This window comes from Trichormus variabilis 0441 (assembly GCF_009856605.1).
In the GTDB taxonomy this organism is placed as follows: Bacteria; Cyanobacteriota; Cyanobacteriia; order Cyanobacteriales; family Nostocaceae; genus Trichormus; species Trichormus variabilis.
In genome coordinates this window covers 6177619-6198607 of sequence record NZ_CP047242.1, presented here as the reverse complement: position 1 = coordinate 6198607, position 20989 = coordinate 6177619, and the positions used below count along the sequence as shown (strand labels likewise).

General features: G+C 41.9%; 21 protein-coding genes and 1 pseudogene. 10 read left to right on the top strand and 12 right to left on the bottom strand.

Going from position 1 to position 20989, the window contains the following annotated elements; all coding sequences use genetic code 11:
• Positions 1-215: 215 nt before the first annotated feature.
• From GSQ19_RS25590 to GSQ19_RS30585, 3 genes and pseudogenes are all read right to left on the bottom strand, one after another.
• Positions 216-542 carry a Mo-dependent nitrogenase C-terminal domain-containing protein gene (locus GSQ19_RS25590; protein ID WP_011320625.1) on the bottom strand — a complete coding sequence of 109 codons (327 nt, stop codon included), beginning with the start codon at positions 540-542 and terminating at the stop codon, positions 216-218.
• Between the two features lie 139 nt (positions 543-681).
• Positions 682-2220 (bottom strand): nitrogenase molybdenum-iron protein subunit beta, encoded by a 1539-nt coding sequence (gene nifK / locus GSQ19_RS25585; RefSeq protein WP_011320624.1) that lies wholly within the window; start codon positions 2218-2220, stop codon positions 682-684.
• Positions 2221-2419: 199 nt separating this feature from the next.
• A pseudogene (locus GSQ19_RS30585) lies at positions 2420-2569 on the bottom strand (nitrogenase molybdenum-iron protein subunit alpha); the annotation flags it as partial.
• Positions 2570-2679: 110 nt separating this feature from the next.
• On the opposite strand from GSQ19_RS30585, the gene GSQ19_RS25580 reads away from it, so the two are divergent.
• The 3 genes from GSQ19_RS25580 to GSQ19_RS25570 all read left to right on the top strand — a co-directional run bounded on the left by GSQ19_RS25580 (position 2680) and on the right by GSQ19_RS25570 (position 5980).
• Entirely contained in the window at positions 2680-4098 is a 1419-nt protein-coding gene (locus tag GSQ19_RS25580) for a site-specific integrase (RefSeq protein WP_011320622.1), read from the top strand.
• A gap of 66 nt (positions 4099-4164) precedes the next feature.
• Complete coding sequence (locus GSQ19_RS25575) at positions 4165-5187, top strand: hypothetical protein (protein WP_011320621.1); 1023 nt, start codon at positions 4165-4167, stop codon at positions 5185-5187.
• Between the two features lie 232 nt (positions 5188-5419).
• Complete coding sequence (locus tag GSQ19_RS25570; protein ID WP_011320620.1) at positions 5420-5980, top strand: Uma2 family endonuclease; 561 nt, start codon at positions 5420-5422, stop codon at positions 5978-5980.
• A gap of 20 nt (positions 5981-6000) precedes the next feature.
• On the opposite strand, the gene GSQ19_RS25565 is transcribed toward GSQ19_RS25570, so the two are convergent.
• Positions 6001-6567: a Uma2 family endonuclease gene (locus tag GSQ19_RS25565; protein WP_011320619.1), complete on the bottom strand. Its 567-nt coding sequence runs from the start codon at positions 6565-6567 to the stop codon at positions 6001-6003.
• A gap of 233 nt (positions 6568-6800) precedes the next feature.
• Here GSQ19_RS25565 and GSQ19_RS25560 point away from each other — a divergent pair, with 233 nt between their 5' ends.
• The 5 genes from GSQ19_RS25560 to GSQ19_RS25540 all read left to right on the top strand — a co-directional run bounded on the left by GSQ19_RS25560 (position 6801) and on the right by GSQ19_RS25540 (position 11534).
• Positions 6801-7466, top strand: a complete 666-nt coding sequence (locus GSQ19_RS25560; RefSeq protein WP_011320618.1) for a hypothetical protein — start codon at positions 6801-6803, stop codon at positions 7464-7466.
• A gap of 255 nt (positions 7467-7721) precedes the next feature.
• A complete protein-coding gene (locus GSQ19_RS25555) occupies positions 7722-8876 on the top strand; it encodes an alpha/beta hydrolase (protein WP_011320617.1) in 1155 nt (384 codons plus the stop codon).
• Positions 8877-9223: 347 nt separating this feature from the next.
• On the top strand, positions 9224-9802 hold the full coding sequence (locus GSQ19_RS25550; protein ID WP_011320616.1) for a hypothetical protein: 579 nt from the start codon (positions 9224-9226) through the stop codon (positions 9800-9802).
• Between the two features lie 28 nt (positions 9803-9830).
• Positions 9831-11210: a cytochrome P450 gene (locus tag GSQ19_RS25545; protein ID WP_011320615.1), complete on the top strand. Its 1380-nt coding sequence runs from the start codon at positions 9831-9833 to the stop codon at positions 11208-11210.
• Between the two features lie 111 nt (positions 11211-11321).
• Positions 11322-11534, top strand: a complete 213-nt coding sequence (locus GSQ19_RS25540; protein WP_041456329.1) for a hypothetical protein — start codon at positions 11322-11324, stop codon at positions 11532-11534.
• A 97-nt stretch (positions 11535-11631) separates the two neighbouring features.
• On the opposite strand, the gene GSQ19_RS25535 is transcribed toward GSQ19_RS25540, so the two are convergent.
• On the bottom strand, positions 11632-12015 hold the full coding sequence (locus GSQ19_RS25535; RefSeq protein WP_011320614.1) for a hypothetical protein: 384 nt from the start codon (positions 12013-12015) through the stop codon (positions 11632-11634).
• A 127-nt stretch (positions 12016-12142) separates the two neighbouring features.
• Between GSQ19_RS25535 and GSQ19_RS25530 the strand changes: the two genes are divergently transcribed.
• Positions 12143-12331 carry a hypothetical protein gene (locus tag GSQ19_RS25530; RefSeq protein WP_011320613.1) on the top strand — a complete coding sequence of 63 codons (189 nt, stop codon included), beginning with the start codon at positions 12143-12145 and terminating at the stop codon, positions 12329-12331.
• A gap of 344 nt (positions 12332-12675) precedes the next feature.
• Positions 12676-13323, top strand: coding sequence for an EcsC family protein (locus GSQ19_RS25525; protein WP_011320612.1), 648 nt, complete (start codon positions 12676-12678; stop codon positions 13321-13323).
• A gap of 221 nt (positions 13324-13544) precedes the next feature.
• Here the strand turns inward: GSQ19_RS25525 and nifD are convergent, their stop codons facing one another.
• From nifD to GSQ19_RS25490, 7 genes are all read right to left on the bottom strand, one after another.
• Positions 13545-14987: a nitrogenase molybdenum-iron protein alpha chain gene (gene nifD / locus GSQ19_RS25520; RefSeq protein WP_011320611.1), complete on the bottom strand. Its 1443-nt coding sequence runs from the start codon at positions 14985-14987 to the stop codon at positions 13545-13547.
• 138 nt (positions 14988-15125) lie between these two features.
• A complete protein-coding gene (nifH, locus tag GSQ19_RS25515; RefSeq protein ID WP_011320610.1) occupies positions 15126-16013 on the bottom strand; it encodes a nitrogenase iron protein in 888 nt (295 codons plus the stop codon).
• Between the two features lie 262 nt (positions 16014-16275).
• Positions 16276-17178 carry a Fe-S cluster assembly protein NifU gene (nifU, locus tag GSQ19_RS25510; RefSeq protein ID WP_011320609.1) on the bottom strand — a complete coding sequence of 301 codons (903 nt, stop codon included), beginning with the start codon at positions 17176-17178 and terminating at the stop codon, positions 16276-16278.
• A gap of 119 nt (positions 17179-17297) precedes the next feature.
• Entirely contained in the window at positions 17298-18500 is a 1203-nt protein-coding gene (gene nifS, locus GSQ19_RS25505) for a cysteine desulfurase NifS (RefSeq protein WP_011320608.1), read from the bottom strand.
• Between the two features lie 2 nt (positions 18501-18502).
• Positions 18503-18853: a DUF362 domain-containing protein gene (locus GSQ19_RS25500; protein ID WP_011320607.1), complete on the bottom strand. Its 351-nt coding sequence runs from the start codon at positions 18851-18853 to the stop codon at positions 18503-18505.
• Positions 18854-18963: 110 nt separating this feature from the next.
• Positions 18964-20391 (bottom strand): nitrogenase cofactor biosynthesis protein NifB, encoded by a 1428-nt coding sequence (gene nifB / locus GSQ19_RS25495; RefSeq protein ID WP_011320606.1) that lies wholly within the window; start codon positions 20389-20391, stop codon positions 18964-18966.
• Positions 20357-20650, bottom strand: coding sequence for a hypothetical protein (locus GSQ19_RS25490; RefSeq protein ID WP_041456328.1), 294 nt, complete (start codon positions 20648-20650; stop codon positions 20357-20359). Before GSQ19_RS25490 ends, nifB begins: the two co-directional genes overlap by 35 nt.
• Positions 20651-20989 lie beyond the last annotated feature (339 nt).

The following is a 20989-nucleotide window of genomic DNA, read 5'->3' as shown; positions in this document are numbered from 1 at the left end:
TCTTGCAAAAATCTTCTTTCATCACGCGAAATACACAAAAAATCCTCCGCCTACTCCGCGTTAAACTCCGCGATACTTTGCGTTTAAAAAAACTGACAAAATCATCAACGGGAGCATTTTCATAAACAGACCTTTGCAAGAAATACGGCTAATTAGATAACACAAAAAGCAAGAGAAAATCCTTTCCCTAGCCCCTAGTCTCTAACTTCTAACCTCTAGCAAATGTACTTCGTTACATCCTCTCCACATTCATCAGCTAGATAAGATAAAGCGCGAAAACGCAACCCGACAAATTCGTCATACAAAGGATTGAGTTTACACAATGCTGGAATATGGATAGTCCGCCCAAATAAATTAATGTCTCGCTCAAAAGGACAACAGCAAGGAATTACCTGGCAAACAAGATGAGCGAAACGAGCATTTTTAACCGGAAAATTATCAACCAAACCACGCAAAGGACGAAGCACATCAAAAGCGCCTGGTTTCTTATAGTTTGGTGGATGGAAATTAGGATGATGCTGATGAGTGTGAGTTGATGACATACTAAGGAACTTGAGGTGAATAGAGTATTAGATATTGGTTACTGGGGACTGGAAGGGACTGGGAAAAAATATTCCTAGTACCCAATACCCAATCCCCAGTCCCTAAGTTCTACCTTTCAATGGCACGCTGCATTAATTTCTAGCGAATCAAGTCGAAGGAGATATCGGTCTTACCAGTGATGTTGGTGCTGCGATCCATTTCATCCAACAGGGTGTTAACAACCCAGTTGAGGATATTTAGACCACCTTGGTAGCCGAGAGTAGAATAACGGTGTAAGTGGTGGCGATCGAAGAGAGGATAACCAATCCGCACCATTGGGATCTTGGTATCGCGCCACAGGTACTTACCGTAGGAGTTACCGATGAAGAAGTCTACAGGCTCGGTGAACAACAAGGAACGGAAGTGCCACAAGTCTTTTTGAATCCAGACTTTAGCTTCTTTACCAAATGGGCTAGCAGCGAGGATAGCTTCCATTTCTTTTTTGAAGGTGTCATCACCGTTGTTGCAGAGGATGTGTACTGGTTCAGCACCCATCTCTAACAAGAAGCTGGTGATGGAGATGATCAAATCTGGATCGCCGTAAATAGCGAACTTCTTACCATGAATCCAAGCGTAAGAGTCGGTGATAGCATCAACTAAACGACCGCGTTCGATTTCCAACTCTTCAGGAATAGCCTTACCGGTCAATTCAGAGATAGCTGTTAAGAACTCGTCAGTACCCTTAACACCAAAGGGGCGCAATACTTGTGTTTCTTGCTTCCACTGGGTTTTGATATACTCACGGGTCTTGGGTGTGGTGTAAGCTTGGAGAGCAACAGTAGCTTTAGCGTTGATAGAATCAGCCGCATCTTCCAACTTGGTACCACCTGGGTACATTTCGTACTCACCAGTGTTTGGTGAATCAAAGTAGTCGCTGCTGTCAGACAGGATTGTGTAATCAACACCCATTACACCCAACATCCGCTTAACTTCGCGGTTGTTACCTACATAGGTATCAAAACCAGGGATGATGTTGATTTTACCGTTGCTGGTAGCTTTCTTCTTACCTTCTGTCAAGTTAGACAGAATACCCTTCATCATGTTGTCGTAACCAGTTACGTGAGAACCAACGAAACTGGGGGTGTGAGCAAAGGGTACAGGGAAATCTTGAGGAATAGAACCAGCATTCTTGGAGTTGGTGATGAACGCACCTAAGTCATCACCGATAACCTCAGCCATACAGGTGGTGCAAACAGCAATCATCTTAGGCTTGTACAGTTGGTAAGCAACCTGCATACCTTCAACCATGTTGTTCAAGCCACCGAATACTGCTGCGTCTTCTGTCATGGAAGAAGATACTGCGGAGCAAGGCTCTTTGTAGTGACGGCTGAGGTGTGTACGGAAGTAAGCAACGCAACCTTGAGAACCTTGTACGAAAGGTAGAGTACCTTCAAAACCCAAAGCAGCGAACATCGCGCCTACAGGTTGGCAACCTTTAGCAGGGTTAACGGTTAAAGCTTCACGAGCGAAGTTCTTTTCGCGGTAGTCCCAAGATTTTGTCCATTCAGACACTCTTTCAACTTCTTCAGGAGGATGAGCGCCTTCAAAGTTCTTTCTCTTGTTTTCAAATAGCTCGGTGTATTCTGGCTGTTTGAATAGATCAACGTGGTCTACAATTCTTTCAGGATTCTGAGGCATTGTTGTATCTCTCTAAGCTTGCTGGTTGGTTTGTAAGTGATGAGTGAGGACAGCCTGGGGGGTTCACTCCTCCTCAAGGTAGTAACGAGTGATGAATCATGAATAATGAATAAAAATCTTCATCCAGCATTCAGCATCCACCATTCTTCCCTGGGTTCCTGGGGCAACAACCCCAGGCTATCCCTCTATTTATCTGGAATTAGGCAGCAGCCTTAGCTTTTGTAGCAGCTTTCTTCCAAGGAGCGCCAATCAAGTCCCAAGTGGGGCTGTTGAGCGCTAAATCCATGTCACGGGCGAAGATAGCAAATCCGTCGTAACCGTGATAAGGGCCGGAGTAATCCTTTTTGTGGTTTAATAGCTTTCAACAGCTTAATGTTTGCACTGAGCAGTGTTAGTGATGAACATTGTTTGCTGATAACACATTAATTTTTAGGCTAAATATAGGCTAATACCACAGCGATGCAAAATCAGGGTCAAGACAAATATCAACAAGCCTTTGCAGACTTGGAGCCACTTTCATCTACCGACGGCAGTTTTCTCGGCTCAAGTCTGCAAGCACAGCAGCAAAGAGAACACATGAGAACAAAAGTACTACAAGACTTAGACAAGGTAAATCTGCGTTTGAAGTCTGCAAAGACCAAAGTATCAATTCGGGAATCCAACGGAAGTCTGCAATTAAGAGCGACGTTACCAATTAAACCCGGAGACAAGGACACCAACGGTACTGGGAGAAAACAATACAATCTCAGTTTGAATATCCCTGCAAACTTAGACGGACTGAAGACGGCTGAGGAAGAAGCTTACGAACTAGGTAAATTAATCGCGCGGAAAACCTTTGAATGGAACGATAAATATTTAGGCAAAGAAGCCACTAAAAAAGATTCACAAACAATAGGTGATTTACTGGAAAAATTTGCCGAAGAGTATTTTAAAACCCATAAACGCACCACAAAAAGCGAACATACCTTTTTTTACTATTTTTCCCGCACCCAACGATACACAAATCCCAAAGATTTAGCAACTGCGGAAAATCTCATCAATTCAATTGAGCAAATTGATAAAGAATGGGCAAGATATAATGCAGCCAGAGCCATATCTGCATTTTGCCAAACCTTCAATATAGAAATTGATTTATCTCAATATTCTAAAATGCCCGATCGCAATTCGCGCAACATCCCCACAGATGCAGAAATACTATCAGGAATTACCAAATTTGAAGATTATTTAACTACTAGAGGTAATCAAGTTAATCAAGATGTCAAAGATAGCTGGCAACTGTGGCGCTGGACGTATGGAATGTTAGCAGTTTTTGGTTTACGTCCTAGAGAAATTTTTATTAACCCTGATATCGATTGGTGGTTAAGTTCAGAGAATATAGATTTAACTTGGAAGGTAGATAAAGAGTGTAAAACTGGTGAAAGGCAAGCATTGCCTTTACATAAAGAATGGATTGATGAGTTTGATTTAAGAAACCCAAAATATTTAGAAATGCTGGCAACAGCAATTAGTAAAAAAGATAAAACTAATCATGCAGAAATAACAGCTTTAACACAAAGAATTAGTTGGTGGTTTCGGAAAATTGAATTAGATTTTAAACCCTATGATTTACGTCACGCCTGGGCAATTCGAGCGCATATTTTAGGCATACCAATCAAAGCGGCGGCGGATAATTTAGGGCATAGTATGCAGGTTCACACCCAAACCTATCAGCGCTGGTTTTCGCTAGATATGCGGAAGTTAGCCATTAATCAGGCTTTGACTAAGAGAAATGATATTGAGGTGATTAGAGAGGAGAATGTAAAGTTGAGGATGGAGAATGAGAAACTGAAGCTGGAGATTGAGAAGTTAAAGATGGAGTTGGTTTATAAGTATAGCTAAATTTGCAAATCAAATTTGTGTTTGTTAAACTACATTGTAGTATGAATTTTGCTAACTTACATTTTTATGAAACTGGAACGTAAAACCTACAAAGATGGTAACTTACACCCTGAAGCATTTAATTGTTTAAAACTTCTTCCTGACAGCGTTACCTATCACAAATATTATACAGAGCGGCATCCGTTCTCAATCTATAGTCTTTCAATACAGAGAGTAATGCTGGCTTTCAAGGCAATCTTAGATGAAGTTGAACTGGCTTATACAGCCTTGTTTAAGGCTACTGGGCATCTAGACTATCAATTGAATAAGTTACCCGATCTACAAAAAGAATTACTACACGCCCTACAATCTCATATTGATGATTGCTACCGAATTCTGAAAGTTATTCATCCATCTATTCAAGTTCAGGAAAAATATGTAGAAAGTTGGCTAGAAAAGGCCAATCACCCTGCATATAAGGAATTTCGGAATGCAGTTAACGGTTACAGGGAATCATTTGCTCCGATAGTTAATAAAATCAAACACAATGGTGGTCAATTACGTTCTATAATGATGTATTCAAGAGGACGTGGTGTGGTTGCACGTACTGTAGAGGAAAATATTCAATTATTTCCTCACAATGCTCGTATCGTTGGATATTTTCTTGAAGGAATGCAACCTAATGGGCGCATAGGGCCTGATTATGAAATTCATCCTGATGGTAAAAGTGCTATTTCCTTTAATTGTGACTTACGTTATCACTTTGCAAATATGTATAGGGTTGGCCATCATTTGAGGAATGCGATTGCTAGAACTGTCCGTCATTTTCACGGAATAAAATTGCCTCGCCCAGTCGCTGTTACTTCTCCCACTGGTCAATATGACATAGAGTCAATTGCTGAACAAATTAGTAAGCTGCCACTTCTGTTCTTTCAAAACGAGTTTTCTAAGACAACTCCAGATATTAAGTTTTACCGTGGTAGCAGCAGTGCAACCCTGACGCTGGAGACTCCCGGATCTCGTTGTATGACTTGGGATGGGGAAGTCATGATTTACTGTGAGATACAATTAGATGGTGTTTCCTCTGAATATCAAGTTCCCTACAGGTAGTAATTAGCCATTAGGGCGTGTCATCTTGGGTATGCTATTTCATCATGAATATCAATTAATGCTGACGCACCCTACGGGATAGTTTTTGGGAAAAGAGCGTTAGAATAGCTTGTCATAGTTATACATGATAAGGGTAAAATTGCAGATATATGTACAGGCGATCGCAACAACATAAAGTACAATAAAACATAATATACACAAAGCCTGTATTCCCTTTTGTGAGGCAGTCTTCATGGTACAGACCCCATCCAAACCCATCACATTGGACGAGTTCCTGAAATTACCAGAAACTGAACCCGCCAGTGAATACATAGAAGGTAAAATTATCCAAAAACCTATGCCGCAAGGAAAGCACAGTGCAATACAAAGTGAATGTGTATCTGTTATTAATAGTGTAGTTAAACCTCAACGTATCGCTCGTGCTTTTCTTGAACTGCGTTGTACATTTGGCGATCATTCAACTGTACCTGATATTTCCGTCTTTATTTGGAGTCGGATTCCCCGCGAAGAGAATGGGGAAATTGCTAATATTTTTCTTATTGCTCCCGATTGGACAATTGAAATTTTATCACCTGATCAAAGTCAGACGAAAGTAACTAAAAATATCCTTCATTGTTTGAAACATGGTACTCAAATGGGTTGGTTAATTGACCCCGATGAGCAAACTGTATTTGTTTACCGTCCTCAACAAGAAACTGAAGTATTTGATGAGCCAGATGCACTCGTACCTGTACCATCCTTTGCGAGTGAACTTCATCTGAGTATTAAAGATTTGTTTAGTTGGTTGCTTTAGCTGCGCTCTCCAAAGCTATTTTACTCAAAAACTACACCGCGATAAATTTCGGCGATCGCCAACTCCTTCCCAACTGATTCTAAAAAAATAGAACCCTCCAACCCGTCAAATTCACTCAGTAACCAGCCTTGAGTTTGCTTGCTGTAACGTTCAACAAACGGCTCATCCTGCTCGATTAATAAATATTCCCTAAAACTCTGAATTGTACGATACATCCGAAACTTGCTTTGGCGATCGTAATCTGCGGTAGATGGAGATAAGACTTCAACAATTAAAATAGGATTTAACACTTCATCTAGGCGAGCCTCATTCAGTTGTGGTTCGCCTGCAAAAACCATCACATCGGGATATACTCCCCGTCTATATTCAGGAATCCACAGTCGCAAATCGCTGTTAATTGGCTCGAATTGAGTATCACGCAGCACAGAGGTAAAATAGGTCAAAATATTTCGACCAATACGGCTATGTTTGAGAGTTCCTCCAGGCATAGGTACAATTTCTCCATCTCGATATTCGCTGCGTCCTTCTGCTTTTTCCTCAAGAGCGCGATATTCATCCAAACTGTAGCGGCGCTTAGTAGAAACCATAGCTCGTATCCCATCACGTCGGTTTTAGGACAACAATAACATTTTGTCACAAATTGAGTTGTAATTTTACGCTGAGAATAAAATGTGGCAGTACAAAAGAAAGTAGCTATAGCCATTACATTCCTCTCAATATTAAGAATACTGTGATATTACGTAGGTGCGTTTTCCGTCCTCCTGATTACAATTGTGAGATTATTTATCTTTTCATATTGGACAAGGGAGAAAACCATTAAATGGCGCTTACGGAAAAAATTATTGAATTAGTCCTTGATAAAATTTTACTTGGTGGCATTGTTTTAGTAGCAGGCCACTGGCTTAATAAAAGGTTTGAGATATTTAAAAATGAAACTAATGAAAAGTATTACCAAAGACAGCTAATTGCTGAACTAGAAAATCAACAGAAGCAACAAGTTTCTGAGCTAGAAAATCAGATTGCTATTGCTCGGTATAACGCAGAGATTGAGTTTATAGAAAGACAAATATCTGAATTTTACTGGCCTATATTCTTGAGGCTAGAAAAAGATAATGTCATGTGGAAGCGCATCAAATCTTTAAGTCCTGAACACAATGTTTTACCAGAAGCGGCGAGTGATGCTATAGAAAAAGAATTTATCCTGAAAAATCATCAAGAAATGGTGGAAATTATAGAGTCGAAAATTCATTTAGCGGAAAATGCCAATAACAGCAAAGACTTGATTAATGAACTATTGAAATATATCAAGCACGTCGCGGTATACAAAACAATTCGTTCTGTCAAAGAACTACAAACAATTAATCCAGTTGATTTAAATGAGCCTTTTCCTGACAAGCTTTTTCCCATGATTGAAAGTAACTTTCGGGAATTGCAGAATCGGTATGAGTATCTTAAGAATATTAAATTTGGAGAACTTAAGAAATGAATCAATTCAAAGTAAAAACTCTATTTCCTTGTGGGTGGAGTTTTGTCAGTGGTACGGTTCATAGCGCGATCGCCTACAACCAACCAGATGTCATTACCTAACTCGTGTCTTTAGGAATTTTGGTAATCTTTATTCTTACATAAGTATCAGACAAACCGCTATTATTATGTAATTACCGTAATAATTACTTGCAAAATTTATTATTTGCTACACACCAAGCATTTATACTGATAAAAACGTCTTTTATTTAACAATATGCAAATACGCTTCTTTGCTACCAACCGCGATCGCCAAAATCTAGGTCTCAATGTTGATCGTGATACACGCATTAAATTACTCAAACTTGGTTATCACTGGGTTGATATGAAAAAATATATGGCTCACTATTTGGCGACTACTGATCCTTCAACTATGCCACCGGGAGTCATCATCGAAGATTCTGAGGAGACTGTATTTAACAAGTTTCTCAAAAAAGAAGCAGTAAAACACATTATCATTGGCACTCATGGTTACAATGTTCCTTTTCATGGGGCATTAACTTCTTTTTCGATTTTGGCAGATACACTTAAGGGAGCCTTAAAAAAACACAATTTAACTTTGATTGCTGATCCAGAAGAAAAGGTAAACCTGGATGATGCTAAGCAAAACCTGATTGCTTTTGTCGGATTTTCCTGGCCTTCCAATGGCAAGGTTTTAGATTACAATTCTGATCGTACTGAGTGTGTACAATCTGCACCGGCTTTAGCTAACCTGATCAGTTATATTCGCACCCAAAAACCGGAAATTAAAATTTATATCATCGCTCATAGCATGGGCAATTACCTTGTTTGCCATATGTTGGAACAGCTAGTTAACCAAGCCTTCGAGCCGACTGAATTGAATGAGGAGATTAAAAACAGATTAAAACGAAAAGATAGAGGTGGAGAAAATGCCTTCTTTGTCGATCGCTATTTTATGTTAGCTCCTGATGTGGAACGTCGGGAAGTAACCAAGTGTGATTTAGGAGGATCTGAATATACAGGCCCGTTTTACTCTGGTCTAGAACATTTAGTTCAAGAAAGTCATGTATTCTATTCCCGCTACGATAATGCACTCAAGGCCTCAGTAGTTGAAAAAGACGCAATCCGTGAGTCATTGCAGAAAGGATTCGAGTTATTTGCAGGCCCCGACTTGCAAAAACGTTGGGAGAGTAGCCTTGGCCTCAACCCCTTACCAGCTTTAGCCCCTAATAATGTCTACAGTCATAATGCAACTGTATTGACTAATCGACAAATCGACCACGGAGACTATTTCGATGCTCCCGCCATCATAGACCAAATTGCCAGTATCATCGCTGAAGCAAATACTAGTCGCATTCCTGAGCTTCCCTGGCGTTTTTCTGAGTCAGGCGATCGCCCTCTAGTAGAATAAAATTTGAGAGGACAAAATTAATGTCAGATCAATAGCTCATGGCAATGACCTTCAGTCGTTGGGGACTATCGCATCAGAGATCATTAATCATGTCTGCGTACATAAATTATATCTGGGGACTGGGGACTGGGTGAAAAGTCTTTTTGTGTCTAGGTTGTATCATTTATTGAATTTATTCTATGCGATCGCCTTCATCTACTGGCTATTTCAGACACGTCAAGAAACTTAGCTAACCCTAAAGATTCAATTTGCTACTATTAAAAAAATCGAGAATTGCCTACAATCCAAACTAGGCAATAAACTCTGATCGGAGACCATCGCCAGAATAGCAGATTTGCAAAAATACTATGGCAAAGCGCAAGAAAAGCAATCTCCAGTGGATTAAAGAAACTCTCGAATTAAAACCAGACCATCGCTGGGAAGCGCCAGATGGCTACAAAATATTTGTTGGTGGTCGGGGTGCTGTTCGCTTCAACGTCCCCCAAGACTGGTTTTTTGAGCCACAAGAAAAATCCTTCAAGTTCAGTGATAAAAAACCACCCAAAGATGATTGCGCGTTAGAAGTGTCTTTTAATCAACTTCCTCCCAACGACTGGAGCCTGTTTCCCCTCAAATCCACCTTGAGAAAAGTAGTAGAAGACGACAGCCGTGATGTGATTGAGAAAGGCGAAATCATTAGCCTCAAGCGCCAAACTGCCAAAATTGTCTGGACGGAACTCAAATTCATCGACACCCAAGAAGAACCACGGGAAGCTTTTTCACGGATTTGTATTGGTTTGGGGTCAAATGTGCAATGCTTGATTACATTCGAGTTTTGGGCAGATCAAGCAGAGCAACTAACACCTGTGTGGGATGAAGTCATGCGTAGTCTTACACTAGGTCTGTATATCCGTGACCCAAGCACTGGCTTGGCTTTCCCCGACTGAGCCACAGTTAATAATCAGGGTAAATATTATGTTGACTCAATTACCAAATCCTATTAGTGTCCCTTCATGGTGGCAACTGATCAATTGGATTGCTGATCCGATTGGATTTCAAAAAAAATATAGTCAAAAGTATGGCGACATTTTTTCCATGCAGCTGGCTGGAATCGGCTCTTTCGTAATTTTAGGCGAGCCTCAAGCTATTCAAGAAATCTTCACCCAAGATTCTAGATTTGATATCGGTCGGGGAAATAAACTTGCAGAGCCTCTCATTGGAAGAACCTCTCTTATGTTAATGGATGGCGATCGCCACCGACGAGAACGAAAATTATTAATGCCCCCCTTTCATGGAGAAAAGCTACAAGCTTATGCTCAACAAATCTGCTTAATTACCCACCAAATCGCCAGCCAATGGCAAATTGGGCAACCTTTTGTGGCTAGGTCTGCCATGCAGAAACTGAGTCTAGAGGTAATTATACAAATCGTCTTTGGTTTAGCTAACGGAGAACGCTATCAACAAATCAAGCCTCTATTCACAGATTGGCTGAATATGACTGATTCTCCCTTACGCTCCAGTATGCTATTTTTAAAATCCCTCCAACAAGATTGGGGAAACAGGAGTCCTTGGGGACAAATGAAATACCAACAACGTTGTATTTATGATTTACTCCAAGCAGAAATAGAAGAGAAAAGAACAAAGGAAAACGAGAGGCGGGGTGATGTTCTGAGTTTGATGATGGCAGCACGAGATGAAAATGGGCAAGCCATGACTGACGAAGAACTAAAAGATGAATTGCTAACCATTTTATTCGCTGGACATGAAACTACTGCAACAACAATAGCCTGGGCTTTCTATCAAATTTTCCGCAATGTAAACGTGCGGGAAAAATTACAGCAAGAACTCGACAGCTTGGGAGAAAATCCTAACCCAATGGAAATTGCCCAGCTTCCTTACTTAACAGCAGTTTGTCAAGAAACCCTGCGGATGTATCCAGTCTTACCAACGCTTTTCCCACGCATTACCAAATCATCTATAAATATTGCCGGATACCAGTTAGAACCCAACACAACCTTAATGGCGAGTATCTACCTCATACATTACCGAGAAGACTTGTATCCTCATCCTCAACAATTTCGACCAGAACGTTTTATAGAACGGCAATATTCCCCTTCAGAATATATTCCTTTTGGTGGTGGAAGTCGTCGGTGTTTGGGATATGCTCTAGCTCTATTAGAAATAAAATTGGTTATTGCAACAGTTTTATCAAATTATCAACTTGCTCTAGCCGAAGATAAACCTATTAAAGTGCAACGACGTGGATTTACCCTTGCCCCAGAGGGTGGAGTTAGGATGATAATGACTGGTAAAAAATCATTGAGATTTGAGCAAAGTAACAAGATTTTTAATTGAAGATTTGACAGTATTTAATATTGAGCGTATTCAGAAGCTTCGACGCGAATTAAGTTAGTATTGATTAAGCCTTAGAATACTAAATTATTGAGCATAGAGGTAAAGCAACTTATGACTCTATCTGAGATACTCCCTGCTGTTCGGAGACTTTCCACAACAGAAAAAATCAAATTGATTCGGATTCTAGCAGAAGATTTGGAGGTAGCTGAGGATATCTCACCATTAGAACCTTTCAAAACTTATGACCTGGCAACTCCATATAATAGCTTTGGGGCTGGTGCAATTTTGATGGATGCACTCAAGCAATCCAAGGTAGATCATTAATGGCATATGTGATTAGCGATCGCGGATAGTGTGTCTTTTGTGCTATCACTCTTTGGATAACCAAGAAAAATAGACAACAAAAGACATTTCAGAGAGATTAAATAATCCCCAATAGTTCAATCACTTCAGATAAATGATTTCTAGCCTTGTACAAGTTTAGTAATTTTTCTTGGTCATATCTTTTTGGGTATTCCATGCGTCTACCCTCAAAAGTCACCCTTAACAAGGCTGACTGTTCCGGTGTGAGTGTTCCCATTTGATCTAGAATCTCAGTCATGATCTGTAATTGGTCAAAAGTAGGACGGATTAACCCTCTTCTTTCCTCTAACTGTTGCAGGGCTAAAGCTGGAAACGCCATCAGGGTAGTGAGGTAACTTGTCTTTTGTCCACCTGTTCCCGTAGGTCGTAATCCGTACCGTTTAACCAACAAGCTTAATTCTGGAATCGTTAACAATTCCAACTCTTGACGTGAAAACACCATAAAATAGTATTGCCCTTTTTAAAAGTGGTATCGGTGGTTTACAGTTTTCCAGACACATAGACCACCGATTTAAAAGTCTAATCGATTGCATACAATCAATTCAACCGATATTAATATTTATATATAAATGCCTAACCCCAAAGGAACACCTGAAAATTTAGAACCAGGAATACGGAAAGGTGAAGAACCCATGACAGCTAATCTCAGTTTTCGCGTCACCGAATCAATGAAACAAGCTGTACAAGCACAAGATGACCCCGCACAGTTTTGCAGAGATGCAATACAGAAAGCTTTAGACGAAACTAGCCAACAATAACAAGTAGGGTGCGTCAGCTTGGGTCAACTATTTCATCATGAAAATTAGTTAATGCTGACGCACCCTACAGAACTACAGAACTGTATGAGGGTTAATTAATCAGGCGATCGCTTACTCTGTGTCTTTTATGCGTTAGTGTAGCTTACCGTGGCGATCGCTAACTTTAGCCATGAGTGCGTTAGCGCAGCTTACCGTAGGTATCGCCATGAATTGTATGCAAAGTGTTTAGCATTGCTGCTATGACAACTTATTTGTAAATTTACAGAGCTATAGAGATATTGCGGTAGTTCTATTACAACAGCTTGAGATAGAAAAGATTAAGTTATTTGCAAAACTTAAATTTTATGGTTCTAGCTAACGCGGGTGATGATAACAAAAATCCCATAAAAGCAACTCTTGAGTGGATAGCTAATGCTGGGATTAACGGGTTAGGAGTTTTGCCACCAGCAAAAAAAGTTGCAGCCGACTACCTGAGCAAAGCGACTAGTGTTGAAGATGCTATTAAATCAATAATTGCATGGAGAACTACTTATGCTGCTGGTACAGGTTTTATCACTGGATTAGGGGGTATTGCAGCAATGCCTATTACTATTCCGGCAGGTTTAGCCGCATCCTATGCTATTGGAGCAAACACTGCTGCTGCAATAGCTCACCTGAGAGGATATGATATCCACTCGGAACAAGTTAGAACAATGGTTCTTTTATGTCTCATAGGCGAAGCAGGCGAAGAAATTCTGAAAACCGCAGGCATTACAATCGGCACGAAGGTTTGTCAAAATCTAATCAAACAGATACCTGGTAAAGTTCTCATTGAAATCAATAAAAAAGTTGGATTCCGACTAATCACAAAAGCTGGGGAAAAAGGTGTAATTAATATTATGAAAATGTTGCCTCTAGTGGGTGGTGTTGTTGGTGGCACGTTTGATGGCGTGTTTGTGAATAGTTGTGGAAAAACGGCAAAAAAAGTATTTGTCAAAGCTGGAGGTAAATGAAATAAAATTCAAAGCGATCGCACCCTCATCATCTCATTAAGCGAGTGTGATCGCCCAACCGTCCCAAATTAATCTAAAATAATATAAATCAAAATAGTCTTTCATTTTACAGTTTTTATTTAAGCAAAATCTAAGCAAAACCCAAAAACCAGACCCGATAAGAGTTATATTATCTAAAGCTGCAAAAATATATTGTTCTCCGATAACTCTACAACCTGCATTTAGGCTAAAAATAGACTTATTTTTCTCCCCTCACCAAAAAACCTTATCTGATCTGACATTTGCACCCCATCGCTAGGTTCGGAGTAATCCCAAGAGTGCATTTGACGGAAGGGAAGAGCCATCTTTTGGAAGACATACTTCTCTTTAATACCAGAAGCGATTAAATCAGGCTTCTTAGCTTTTACGAACTCTTCAAATTCGTAGGCGGTAACGTCATCATAAATGATGGTGGCGTTATCGATGTAGTGGGTGGTACGTTTGTAGTCGTCGTTGTGGGCGAACTCGTAACCTGTACCGATAACTTTGATACCCAAATCTTCAAAAGCAGGAACAACGTGACGAGGACGTAGACCACCTACGTACAACATTACGGTGTTACCTTCCAAACGAGGACGGTACTTATCAAGTACAGCATTCATTACTGGTGTGTACTTAGCAATTACCTTCTCAGCGTTTTCTTGAATCTTGGAATCAAACTTAGCTGCGATTTCACGTAAGGAAGCAGCAATCTTGGTGGGGCCGAAGAAGTTGAACTCCATCCAAGGCATACCATATTGTTCTTCCAAACTACGGCAGATGTAGTTCATAGAACGGTAGCAGTGGATGAGGACTAACTTAGCAGCAGGGCCTTGGATCAACTCGTTAAGAGTACCATCACCAGACCACTGAGCTACAACACGTAAGCCCATTTCTTCCAACAACATACGGCTAGCCCAAGCGTCACCACCGATGTTGTAGTCACCGATTAGGGCTACATCATAGGGGCTTGGCTCGAAGTCGAGTCTGTTTTCTTTCTTCAGCTTGTCGTATTCTGGGAAAATCCAGTCACGGATAGCGTCGTTAGCGATGTGGTGTCCTAAAGACTGAGATACACCACGGAAACCTTCGCAACGTAAGGGTACAACAGGCTTACCAATTTGCTTAGAAGTTTTCTTAGCTACAGCTTCGATGTCATCCCCAATTAGACCGATGGGACATTCAGATTGAATGGAAACACCACGGTTTAGAGGGAACAGAACGTCAAGTTCTTCAATGAGTTTAACGAGTTTTTTGTCACCACCGAACACGATGTCACGTTCTTGGAAGTCTGATGTAAAGTGCATGGTACCGAAAGAGTTGATACCAGTTACACCAACGTAGTAGTTACGACGACCAGACCAAGACCAGTAACCGCAACCTACAGGCCCGTGGCTGATGTGAATCATGTCCTTAATAGGACCCCAAACCACACCCTTAGAACCTGCATAAGCACAACCACGAGCGGTCATTACACCAGGAACGGATTTGATGTTAGACTTTACGCCGCAATCAGACTTGTTTTCTTCGTGGACGTTGAGGTGCTTTTCGCGTTTTTTGCGAGATTTTTCGGGATAAGCTTTCAGAACTTCTTTAATAAGTTCTTTATTTTCATCTACAAGATTCTTGTTTTCTGGAGGTGTCATAGTCTGCCTCGATGACTCTTACGAATGGGGAAATAGAAGGATTAGGGGGAGGAGAGAGGGAGAAGTGGGGAAGGGAGAGTGGGAAGGAAAATTACTTCCGCATCTTCCTTTCTCCGTGTCTCCTAATTACGGCATTATCTATTTGGTAGCTTCTGCGGGCTTACCGATGATTTCTGCGTGCTTAGAATCATCATCAAGAATACCGTATTCGATCAACAGGGCTTCGAGTTCATCCATTTCAATTGGTGTAGGAATGGTGAGCTTGTCGTTGTTGATGATTTTCTTGGCTAATGCACGGTACTCTTGACCTTGGTTGCTGTCTGGTGCGTACTCGTTAACAGTCATCCGACGCAATTCAGCGTGTTGAACGATGTTGTCACGAGGTACGAAGTGAATCATTTGAGTGTTCAAACGTTCAGCCAAGTTTTCGATCAATTCGGCTTCCCGGTCAGTTTTACGGCTGTTACAAATCAAACCACCCAAGCGTACACCACCGGAGTGAGCATATTTCAAAATACCGCGAGCGATGTTGTTAGCAGCATACATCGCCATCATTTCACCAGAGGTAACGATGTAGATTTCTTGTGCTTTACCTTCACGGATAGGCATAGCGAAACCACCACATACAACGTCACCCAATACGTCGTAGGATACGAAGTCTAGGTCTTGGTAAGCACCGTTTTCTTCTAAGAAGTTAATGGCGGTGATGATACCACGACCGGCGCAACCTACACCGGGTTCTGGACCACCAGATTCTACGCAACGAACGCCACGGAAACCGGTCAACATTACTTCGTGTAGTTCTAAGTCTTCTACTGCACCGCGTTCAGCAGCCAAGTGAAGTACAGTGGTTTGCGCTTTAGCGTGGAGCATCAAACGGGTGGAGTCAGCTTTAGGGTCGCAACCTACGATCATGATGCGTTGACCCATTTCTGCCATAGCTGCAAGGGTGTTTTGGGAGGTGGTAGATTTACCGATACCGCCTTTACCGTAGAAAGCTATCTGTCTAATGTTTTCGTCAGTCATTGTTCTCTTTTCCTGCAATTGGTTGGTTAGTTGGTCGGTCTTTGTGTTTGGATCTCACGCCTGTTGAGCTATGGCTGTGAGGGGTTTGTAGAACGTCGCCGAAGAGGGGGCGATCGCTCTACAGAAAAACCGGTAGAATTATTGTTCATGATGGGTTCGTTATGTAATTAAGTGATGAGTGCTGAGTCCATAGTCCATAGTCCATAGCATTGATTTTTCACTGTTGACTAATGACCATTGACTAATGACTAATGACTAATGACTAAACTGCTTCTACTACTAGGCTGGGATTAATGCGATCGCGTAATCTGGATTCAATCGCTATTTTCAAGGTGGCTGTACTACTAGAACAGGAGCCACACGCGCCTTGCAGTACTACTTTGACAATATCGCCGTCTACATCGTAGAGTTCTACATCTCCGCCGTCGGCAATCAATACGGGTCTTACTTCTTCGTCTAATACTTTTTGAATGAGGGCAATCTTCTGCACGTTGGTGAGGGGTCGTTTTTGCCCAGAATTAGGAATATTTGTAGGTTTACTTCCGCCTTTATTGTTGAGGTTTGTTGCGGCTTTGTTTTCCTTTACATCTTTAATGATATCATCAATTTTAGCTAAACAGGAACCGCAACCGCCACCAGCTTTAATGTAATTTGTTACCTGTTCCGCACTAGTAAGGTCATTTTCGATAACTATGCGACGTACCTTATTTTCACTCACACCGAAGCAAGTACAAACTAATGCACCTTCATCTTCGTCATCGTGAGTAGCGAGAGGAATGCCACGATAGTTATAGATAGCAGCTTCCAGAGCTTCTTGCCCCATCACAGAGCAGTGCATTTTGGCTTCTGGCAAGCCACCGAGGTAATCAGCAATGTCTTTATTAGAAACTTTCAGGGCTTCATCTAAAGTCAGACCCTTAATCATTTCTGTTAATGCGCTAGAAGAAGCGATCGCACTTGTGCAGCCAAAGGTCTGGAAGCGGGAGTCAACAATCTTATCAGATTCTACTTCCACCTTGATGTGCAGTCTCAGCGCATCACCGCAAGCAATACTCCCAACTTCACCGGTGGCAACCTTCACGCCAGGTTCGCCGTTATCTTCAATGACTCCCTGATTCTTGGGATCGTAAAACAGTTCTAATACTTTATCTGTGTAGTCCCACATGGCCTATTTTGGATTTTAGATTTTGGATTTTAGATTCGTGGGATTGGGAATTGGGGATTGGGTACTGGGAAAACTCTTACCTAGTCCCCAGTCCCCAGTCCCTAGTCCCCAGCCCCTAATTAACGATGCGCCAATGTTTGTTCTTGGGCTTGCAACCAACCCGCTTCATCATTTTTGAAGGGGGAAAGGGCGCGGAGGCGTTCGACAATTTCGGGCATGACTTCGATGACGCGATCGATTTGAGCTTCTGTAGTGTAGCGACAAAGACTGAAGCGAATCGAACCGTGGAGGGTGGTGTATGGTAAACCCATTGCCCGGAGGACGTGGGATGGTTCCAGCGACCCAGAGGTACAAGCCGAACCAGACGACGCACAGATGCCATATTTGTTTAAGGAGAGCAGAATCGCTTCGCCTTCAATGTATTTGAAGCCGATGTTGGTGGTGTTGGGCAATCTCTGCGTAACGTCACCGTTAACTTCGCAGTCAGGGATTTTAGCGAGTAAGGTTTGTTCTAGGCGATCGCGCAGCCTTGTTTCTTTCTTAATCGCTGTTTCGATATGAATTAATTCTAACTCTGCGGCTTTACCTAAGCCGACAATTCCGGGTACATTCTCTGTCCCTGCACGGCGACCACGTTCTTGGTGTCCACCAATCAGCAAGGGACGGAATCTCACACCGCGACGCACATACAAAGCGCCAATACCCTTGGGTGCGTGGATTTTGTGACCAGATATGGTTAACATATCGATGGTGCTGGTCTTCATATTCAGAGGTATCTTACCTACTGCTTGCACCGCATCCACATGGAAAATTGCGCCACGTTCCTTAACTCGTTTCCCAATCTCTTCGATTGGGAATACAGTCCCGGTTTCGTTGTTCGCATACATAATTGTCACCAGGGCGGTGTTACCTGTCAGCGAGGCTTCTAGTTCATCTAGATCCAATTGCCCGTGACCATTTACCGAAAGATAGGTAACAGTGTAGCCTTGGGTTTCTAATTGTTTGCAGACATTTAAGACTGCGGGGTGTTCAACCTGGGTTGTAATGATGTGGCGTTTTTCCGGTTGGGCTAACAATGCGGCACGAATGGCAGCATTATCACCCTCGGTTCCGCAACTCGTAAAAACAATTTCTGATTCATCGGCTCCCAACAGGGCAGCAACTTGTTCTCTCGCTGTTCTCACTGCCTTTCCCAGTTGTCCACCAAAGGTGTGCATACTGGAAGGATTGCCGTAATAATCGGTCAGGTAAGGCATGATTGCCTCTACAACCTCTGGATCTACCTTAGTGGTAGCATTATTATCGAGATAAATAACACTCATCTTTATACCCCTAAGATTTCACCCTGATGCTTTTGAATTTGTTCGGAAAATTTCTGAGAATAACAATTAAACCAACGTTCCCAATAGTCTTGTTTTTTTGTCAATTTCGCTATAACTCGGTTGTAGTTAGCAAACCAGCCTTCCCAATAATCGCTAGGTACTTTAACGCAACCATCGCAAGTGGGACAGCCAGCTTTACATTGAGGTACGGTGTGAACGCTATCAACGCAATTTGTACACAGTGCTTGGTCAATCCAGTGCTGTCCGTCTTCGGCGACCTTAATTGCACCAGTGGGGCATACAGACGAACAGAGCTTGCAGGAAATACATTGGCTAGTAATTGTGTAAGCCATGATTATTCTCCTTGTTGATTGGATGAGTGGGGATTGGTAATTGGTAATTGGTAATTGGTAATTGATGATTGTTTTCTCTCCATTACCTATTACCCATTACCTATTACTCATTAGCCCTTATTCCATTGCTCGTAAAACTCTAAAGCAACCTTCTCAATCACGTCGTAAGCTTCAACAGTCTGTATACCGGCTTGGAGCAGTTTTTCTTTGGGAGATTCGCCAATCTTGGAAACCAAAACTGCTTTACAATCTGCGATAGTTTTAACAATATTGTCAAATGTGGCTTCTTCGCCGTATCCACCTTGACAATAATGATCAACCTTGCGGTGACTGACGAAGCGAACTTCACTACCGTCTACTTCGTAAACCTGAAATTCCTTGGCATGGCCGAAGTGTTGGTTAACTAATCCGCCGCCTTTGGTGGCTATTGCAACTAAGATTTTAGGATTGCTAGCTGTTTTTTCTTTGCCAGCTAGTACTTTTTCTTTGGCTACTTTTAGTTCTACTCTAAATTTCTCAATACCTTCGTGGACTTCTTGACGTTTGTCAAAGTCATATTCTGGAGCCATTTCGAGGAATTTATCTTTGGTAAATTCCTGGCTGCGGTCTTCTCCTAACAAGCCTACAGCATCAGCACGACACTGGCGGCAATGGCGCATCATTTTCATGTTGCCAGAACATTGGTCTTGCACTGACTTCAGTTCTTTTTGTGAAGGTCCCCGTTGACCAGTTAAGCCAAAGTGTGTACCGTGTTCTGGTGCAGAAATCAAAGGCATAATGTTGTGCAAGAATGCACCTTGTTCCCGAATCATCTTGTTGACTTCAACTAGATGTTGGTCGTTAATGCCGGGAATCATCACAGAATTGACTTTACACAAGATATCAGCTTCTCTGAGAGCTTGTAAGCCTTCCATCTGTTTTTCCAAGAGAATTCTCGCGCCTTCCGCACCTCTATAACGTCTGCGTTTGTAGTGAACCCAAGAATAAATCTGTGCGCCGATTTCTGGATCAATAGTATTTAGGGTAATAGTAACGTGGTCGATATTTAGTTGTTTAATGCGATCGACATATTCCGGCAGCATCAAACCATTGGTTGATAGACACAGCTTAATATCTGGGGCTTTGTCTGCAATCAATTCAAAGGTGCGGAAAGTCTTTTCTGGGTTCGCCAGAGGATCGCCAGGGCCAGCAATTCCCAGAACTGTCATTTGGGGAATTTTGCCTGCAATTACTAAGACTTTGTGTGCTGCTTCTTCTGGTGTGAGTAATTCACTAACTACGCCAGGACGGCTTTCGTTAGCGCAGTCATATTTTCGGTTGCAGTAGTTGCATTGAATGTTGCAAGCAGGTGCAACAGCAACGTGCATTCTCGCGTAATGGTGGTGAGCTTCTTCGCTGTAGCAGGGATGTTTAGCAATACGTTCTTGGAGCTTTTCGTCCATTTCCACGGTGGTGCTGGTGTCGCATCCGCAACCACCTGATTTTGCTTTGGTAGGTGTCGATTCAGTAACGGAAGAGCCTGTAACTGGTGGTGTCATTGAATTTCGCAAATGTCGGTGGACTAGCTGCCACTGTGGGAGATGCCGTTGCTGATTGTGTTTGCCCGAAGAATTGAAGTCGCGTCTGCCACATTGCCTGTAGCGGCTTCGCTGAGTAGGGCAGGCTATAAAGTCCTTGGTTTTGGCTGGTGTGTGTCAACTTGGTGTCTTGGTAGAATGTGTTTACAGCCAAGCCAGGGCGTTGGGCGGGTTCCCCGACTTGTAGCAACTGGCGCGCGACTTCTATTCCAGATGGCATGGTGCTATCTCATCCCTCCACTCACTTTTTGCTTGCGTTTTATGTAGAAGCGTTAAGTGATTGGCGATATAAGATTTATAGCAGTCGTCTTCGACTATTACAGTTTGTATCTCTGGAATAGAATTTATTGGATTTATTACAGTTATACTCAAAATCTCAAATGATGATTTCAAGGACGTTTTGAGAATTTTTAAAATTTTTTCCAGGTAGGGGTTCTAGTATTTTCTAGTTGGGGTACGAGTATTTATGGAAAGGGGTTCAGGAGCTGATTGTACTCATTTGTAACCCAACTACAGCAAGTATTCAAGGGCTGTTTGGGCTAATTGTTAACTATACAAT

Excerpts from the sequence above, each read along its gene's own strand:
- GSQ19_RS25590 (WP_011320625.1), bottom strand. The coding sequence starts at position 542 with ATGTCATCAACTCACACTCATCAGCATCATCCTAATTTCCATCCACCA.
- nifK (WP_011320624.1), bottom strand. The coding sequence starts at position 2,220 with ATGCCTCAGAATCCTGAAAGAATTGTAGACCACGTTGATCTATTCAAA.
- GSQ19_RS25580 (WP_011320622.1), top strand. The coding sequence starts at position 2,680 with ATGCAAAATCAGGGTCAAGACAAATATCAACAAGCCTTTGCAGACTTG.
- GSQ19_RS25575 (WP_011320621.1), top strand. The coding sequence starts at position 4,165 with ATGAAACTGGAACGTAAAACCTACAAAGATGGTAACTTACACCCTGAA.
- GSQ19_RS25570 (WP_011320620.1), top strand. The coding sequence starts at position 5,420 with ATGGTACAGACCCCATCCAAACCCATCACATTGGACGAGTTCCTGAAA.
- GSQ19_RS25565 (WP_011320619.1), bottom strand. The coding sequence starts at position 6,567 with ATGGTTTCTACTAAGCGCCGCTACAGTTTGGATGAATATCGCGCTCTT.
- GSQ19_RS25560 (WP_011320618.1), top strand. The coding sequence starts at position 6,801 with ATGGCGCTTACGGAAAAAATTATTGAATTAGTCCTTGATAAAATTTTA.
- GSQ19_RS25555 (WP_011320617.1), top strand. The coding sequence starts at position 7,722 with ATGCAAATACGCTTCTTTGCTACCAACCGCGATCGCCAAAATCTAGGT.
- GSQ19_RS25550 (WP_011320616.1), top strand. The coding sequence starts at position 9,224 with ATGGCAAAGCGCAAGAAAAGCAATCTCCAGTGGATTAAAGAAACTCTC.
- GSQ19_RS25545 (WP_011320615.1), top strand. The coding sequence starts at position 9,831 with ATGTTGACTCAATTACCAAATCCTATTAGTGTCCCTTCATGGTGGCAA.
- GSQ19_RS25540 (WP_041456329.1), top strand. The coding sequence starts at position 11,322 with ATGACTCTATCTGAGATACTCCCTGCTGTTCGGAGACTTTCCACAACA.
- GSQ19_RS25535 (WP_011320614.1), bottom strand. The coding sequence starts at position 12,015 with ATGGTGTTTTCACGTCAAGAGTTGGAATTGTTAACGATTCCAGAATTA.
- GSQ19_RS25530 (WP_011320613.1), top strand. The coding sequence starts at position 12,143 with ATGCCTAACCCCAAAGGAACACCTGAAAATTTAGAACCAGGAATACGG.
- GSQ19_RS25525 (WP_011320612.1), top strand. The coding sequence starts at position 12,676 with ATGGTTCTAGCTAACGCGGGTGATGATAACAAAAATCCCATAAAAGCA.
- nifD (WP_011320611.1), bottom strand. The coding sequence starts at position 14,987 with ATGACACCTCCAGAAAACAAGAATCTTGTAGATGAAAATAAAGAACTT.
- nifH (WP_011320610.1), bottom strand. The coding sequence starts at position 16,013 with ATGACTGACGAAAACATTAGACAGATAGCTTTCTACGGTAAAGGCGGT.
- nifU (WP_011320609.1), bottom strand. The coding sequence starts at position 17,178 with ATGTGGGACTACACAGATAAAGTATTAGAACTGTTTTACGATCCCAAG.
- nifS (WP_011320608.1), bottom strand. The coding sequence starts at position 18,500 with ATGAGTGTTATTTATCTCGATAATAATGCTACCACTAAGGTAGATCCA.
- GSQ19_RS25500 (WP_011320607.1), bottom strand. The coding sequence starts at position 18,853 with ATGGCTTACACAATTACTAGCCAATGTATTTCCTGCAAGCTCTGTTCG.
- nifB (WP_011320606.1), bottom strand. The coding sequence starts at position 20,391 with ATGACACCACCAGTTACAGGCTCTTCCGTTACTGAATCGACACCTACC.
- GSQ19_RS25490 (WP_041456328.1), bottom strand. The coding sequence starts at position 20,650 with ATGCCATCTGGAATAGAAGTCGCGCGCCAGTTGCTACAAGTCGGGGAA.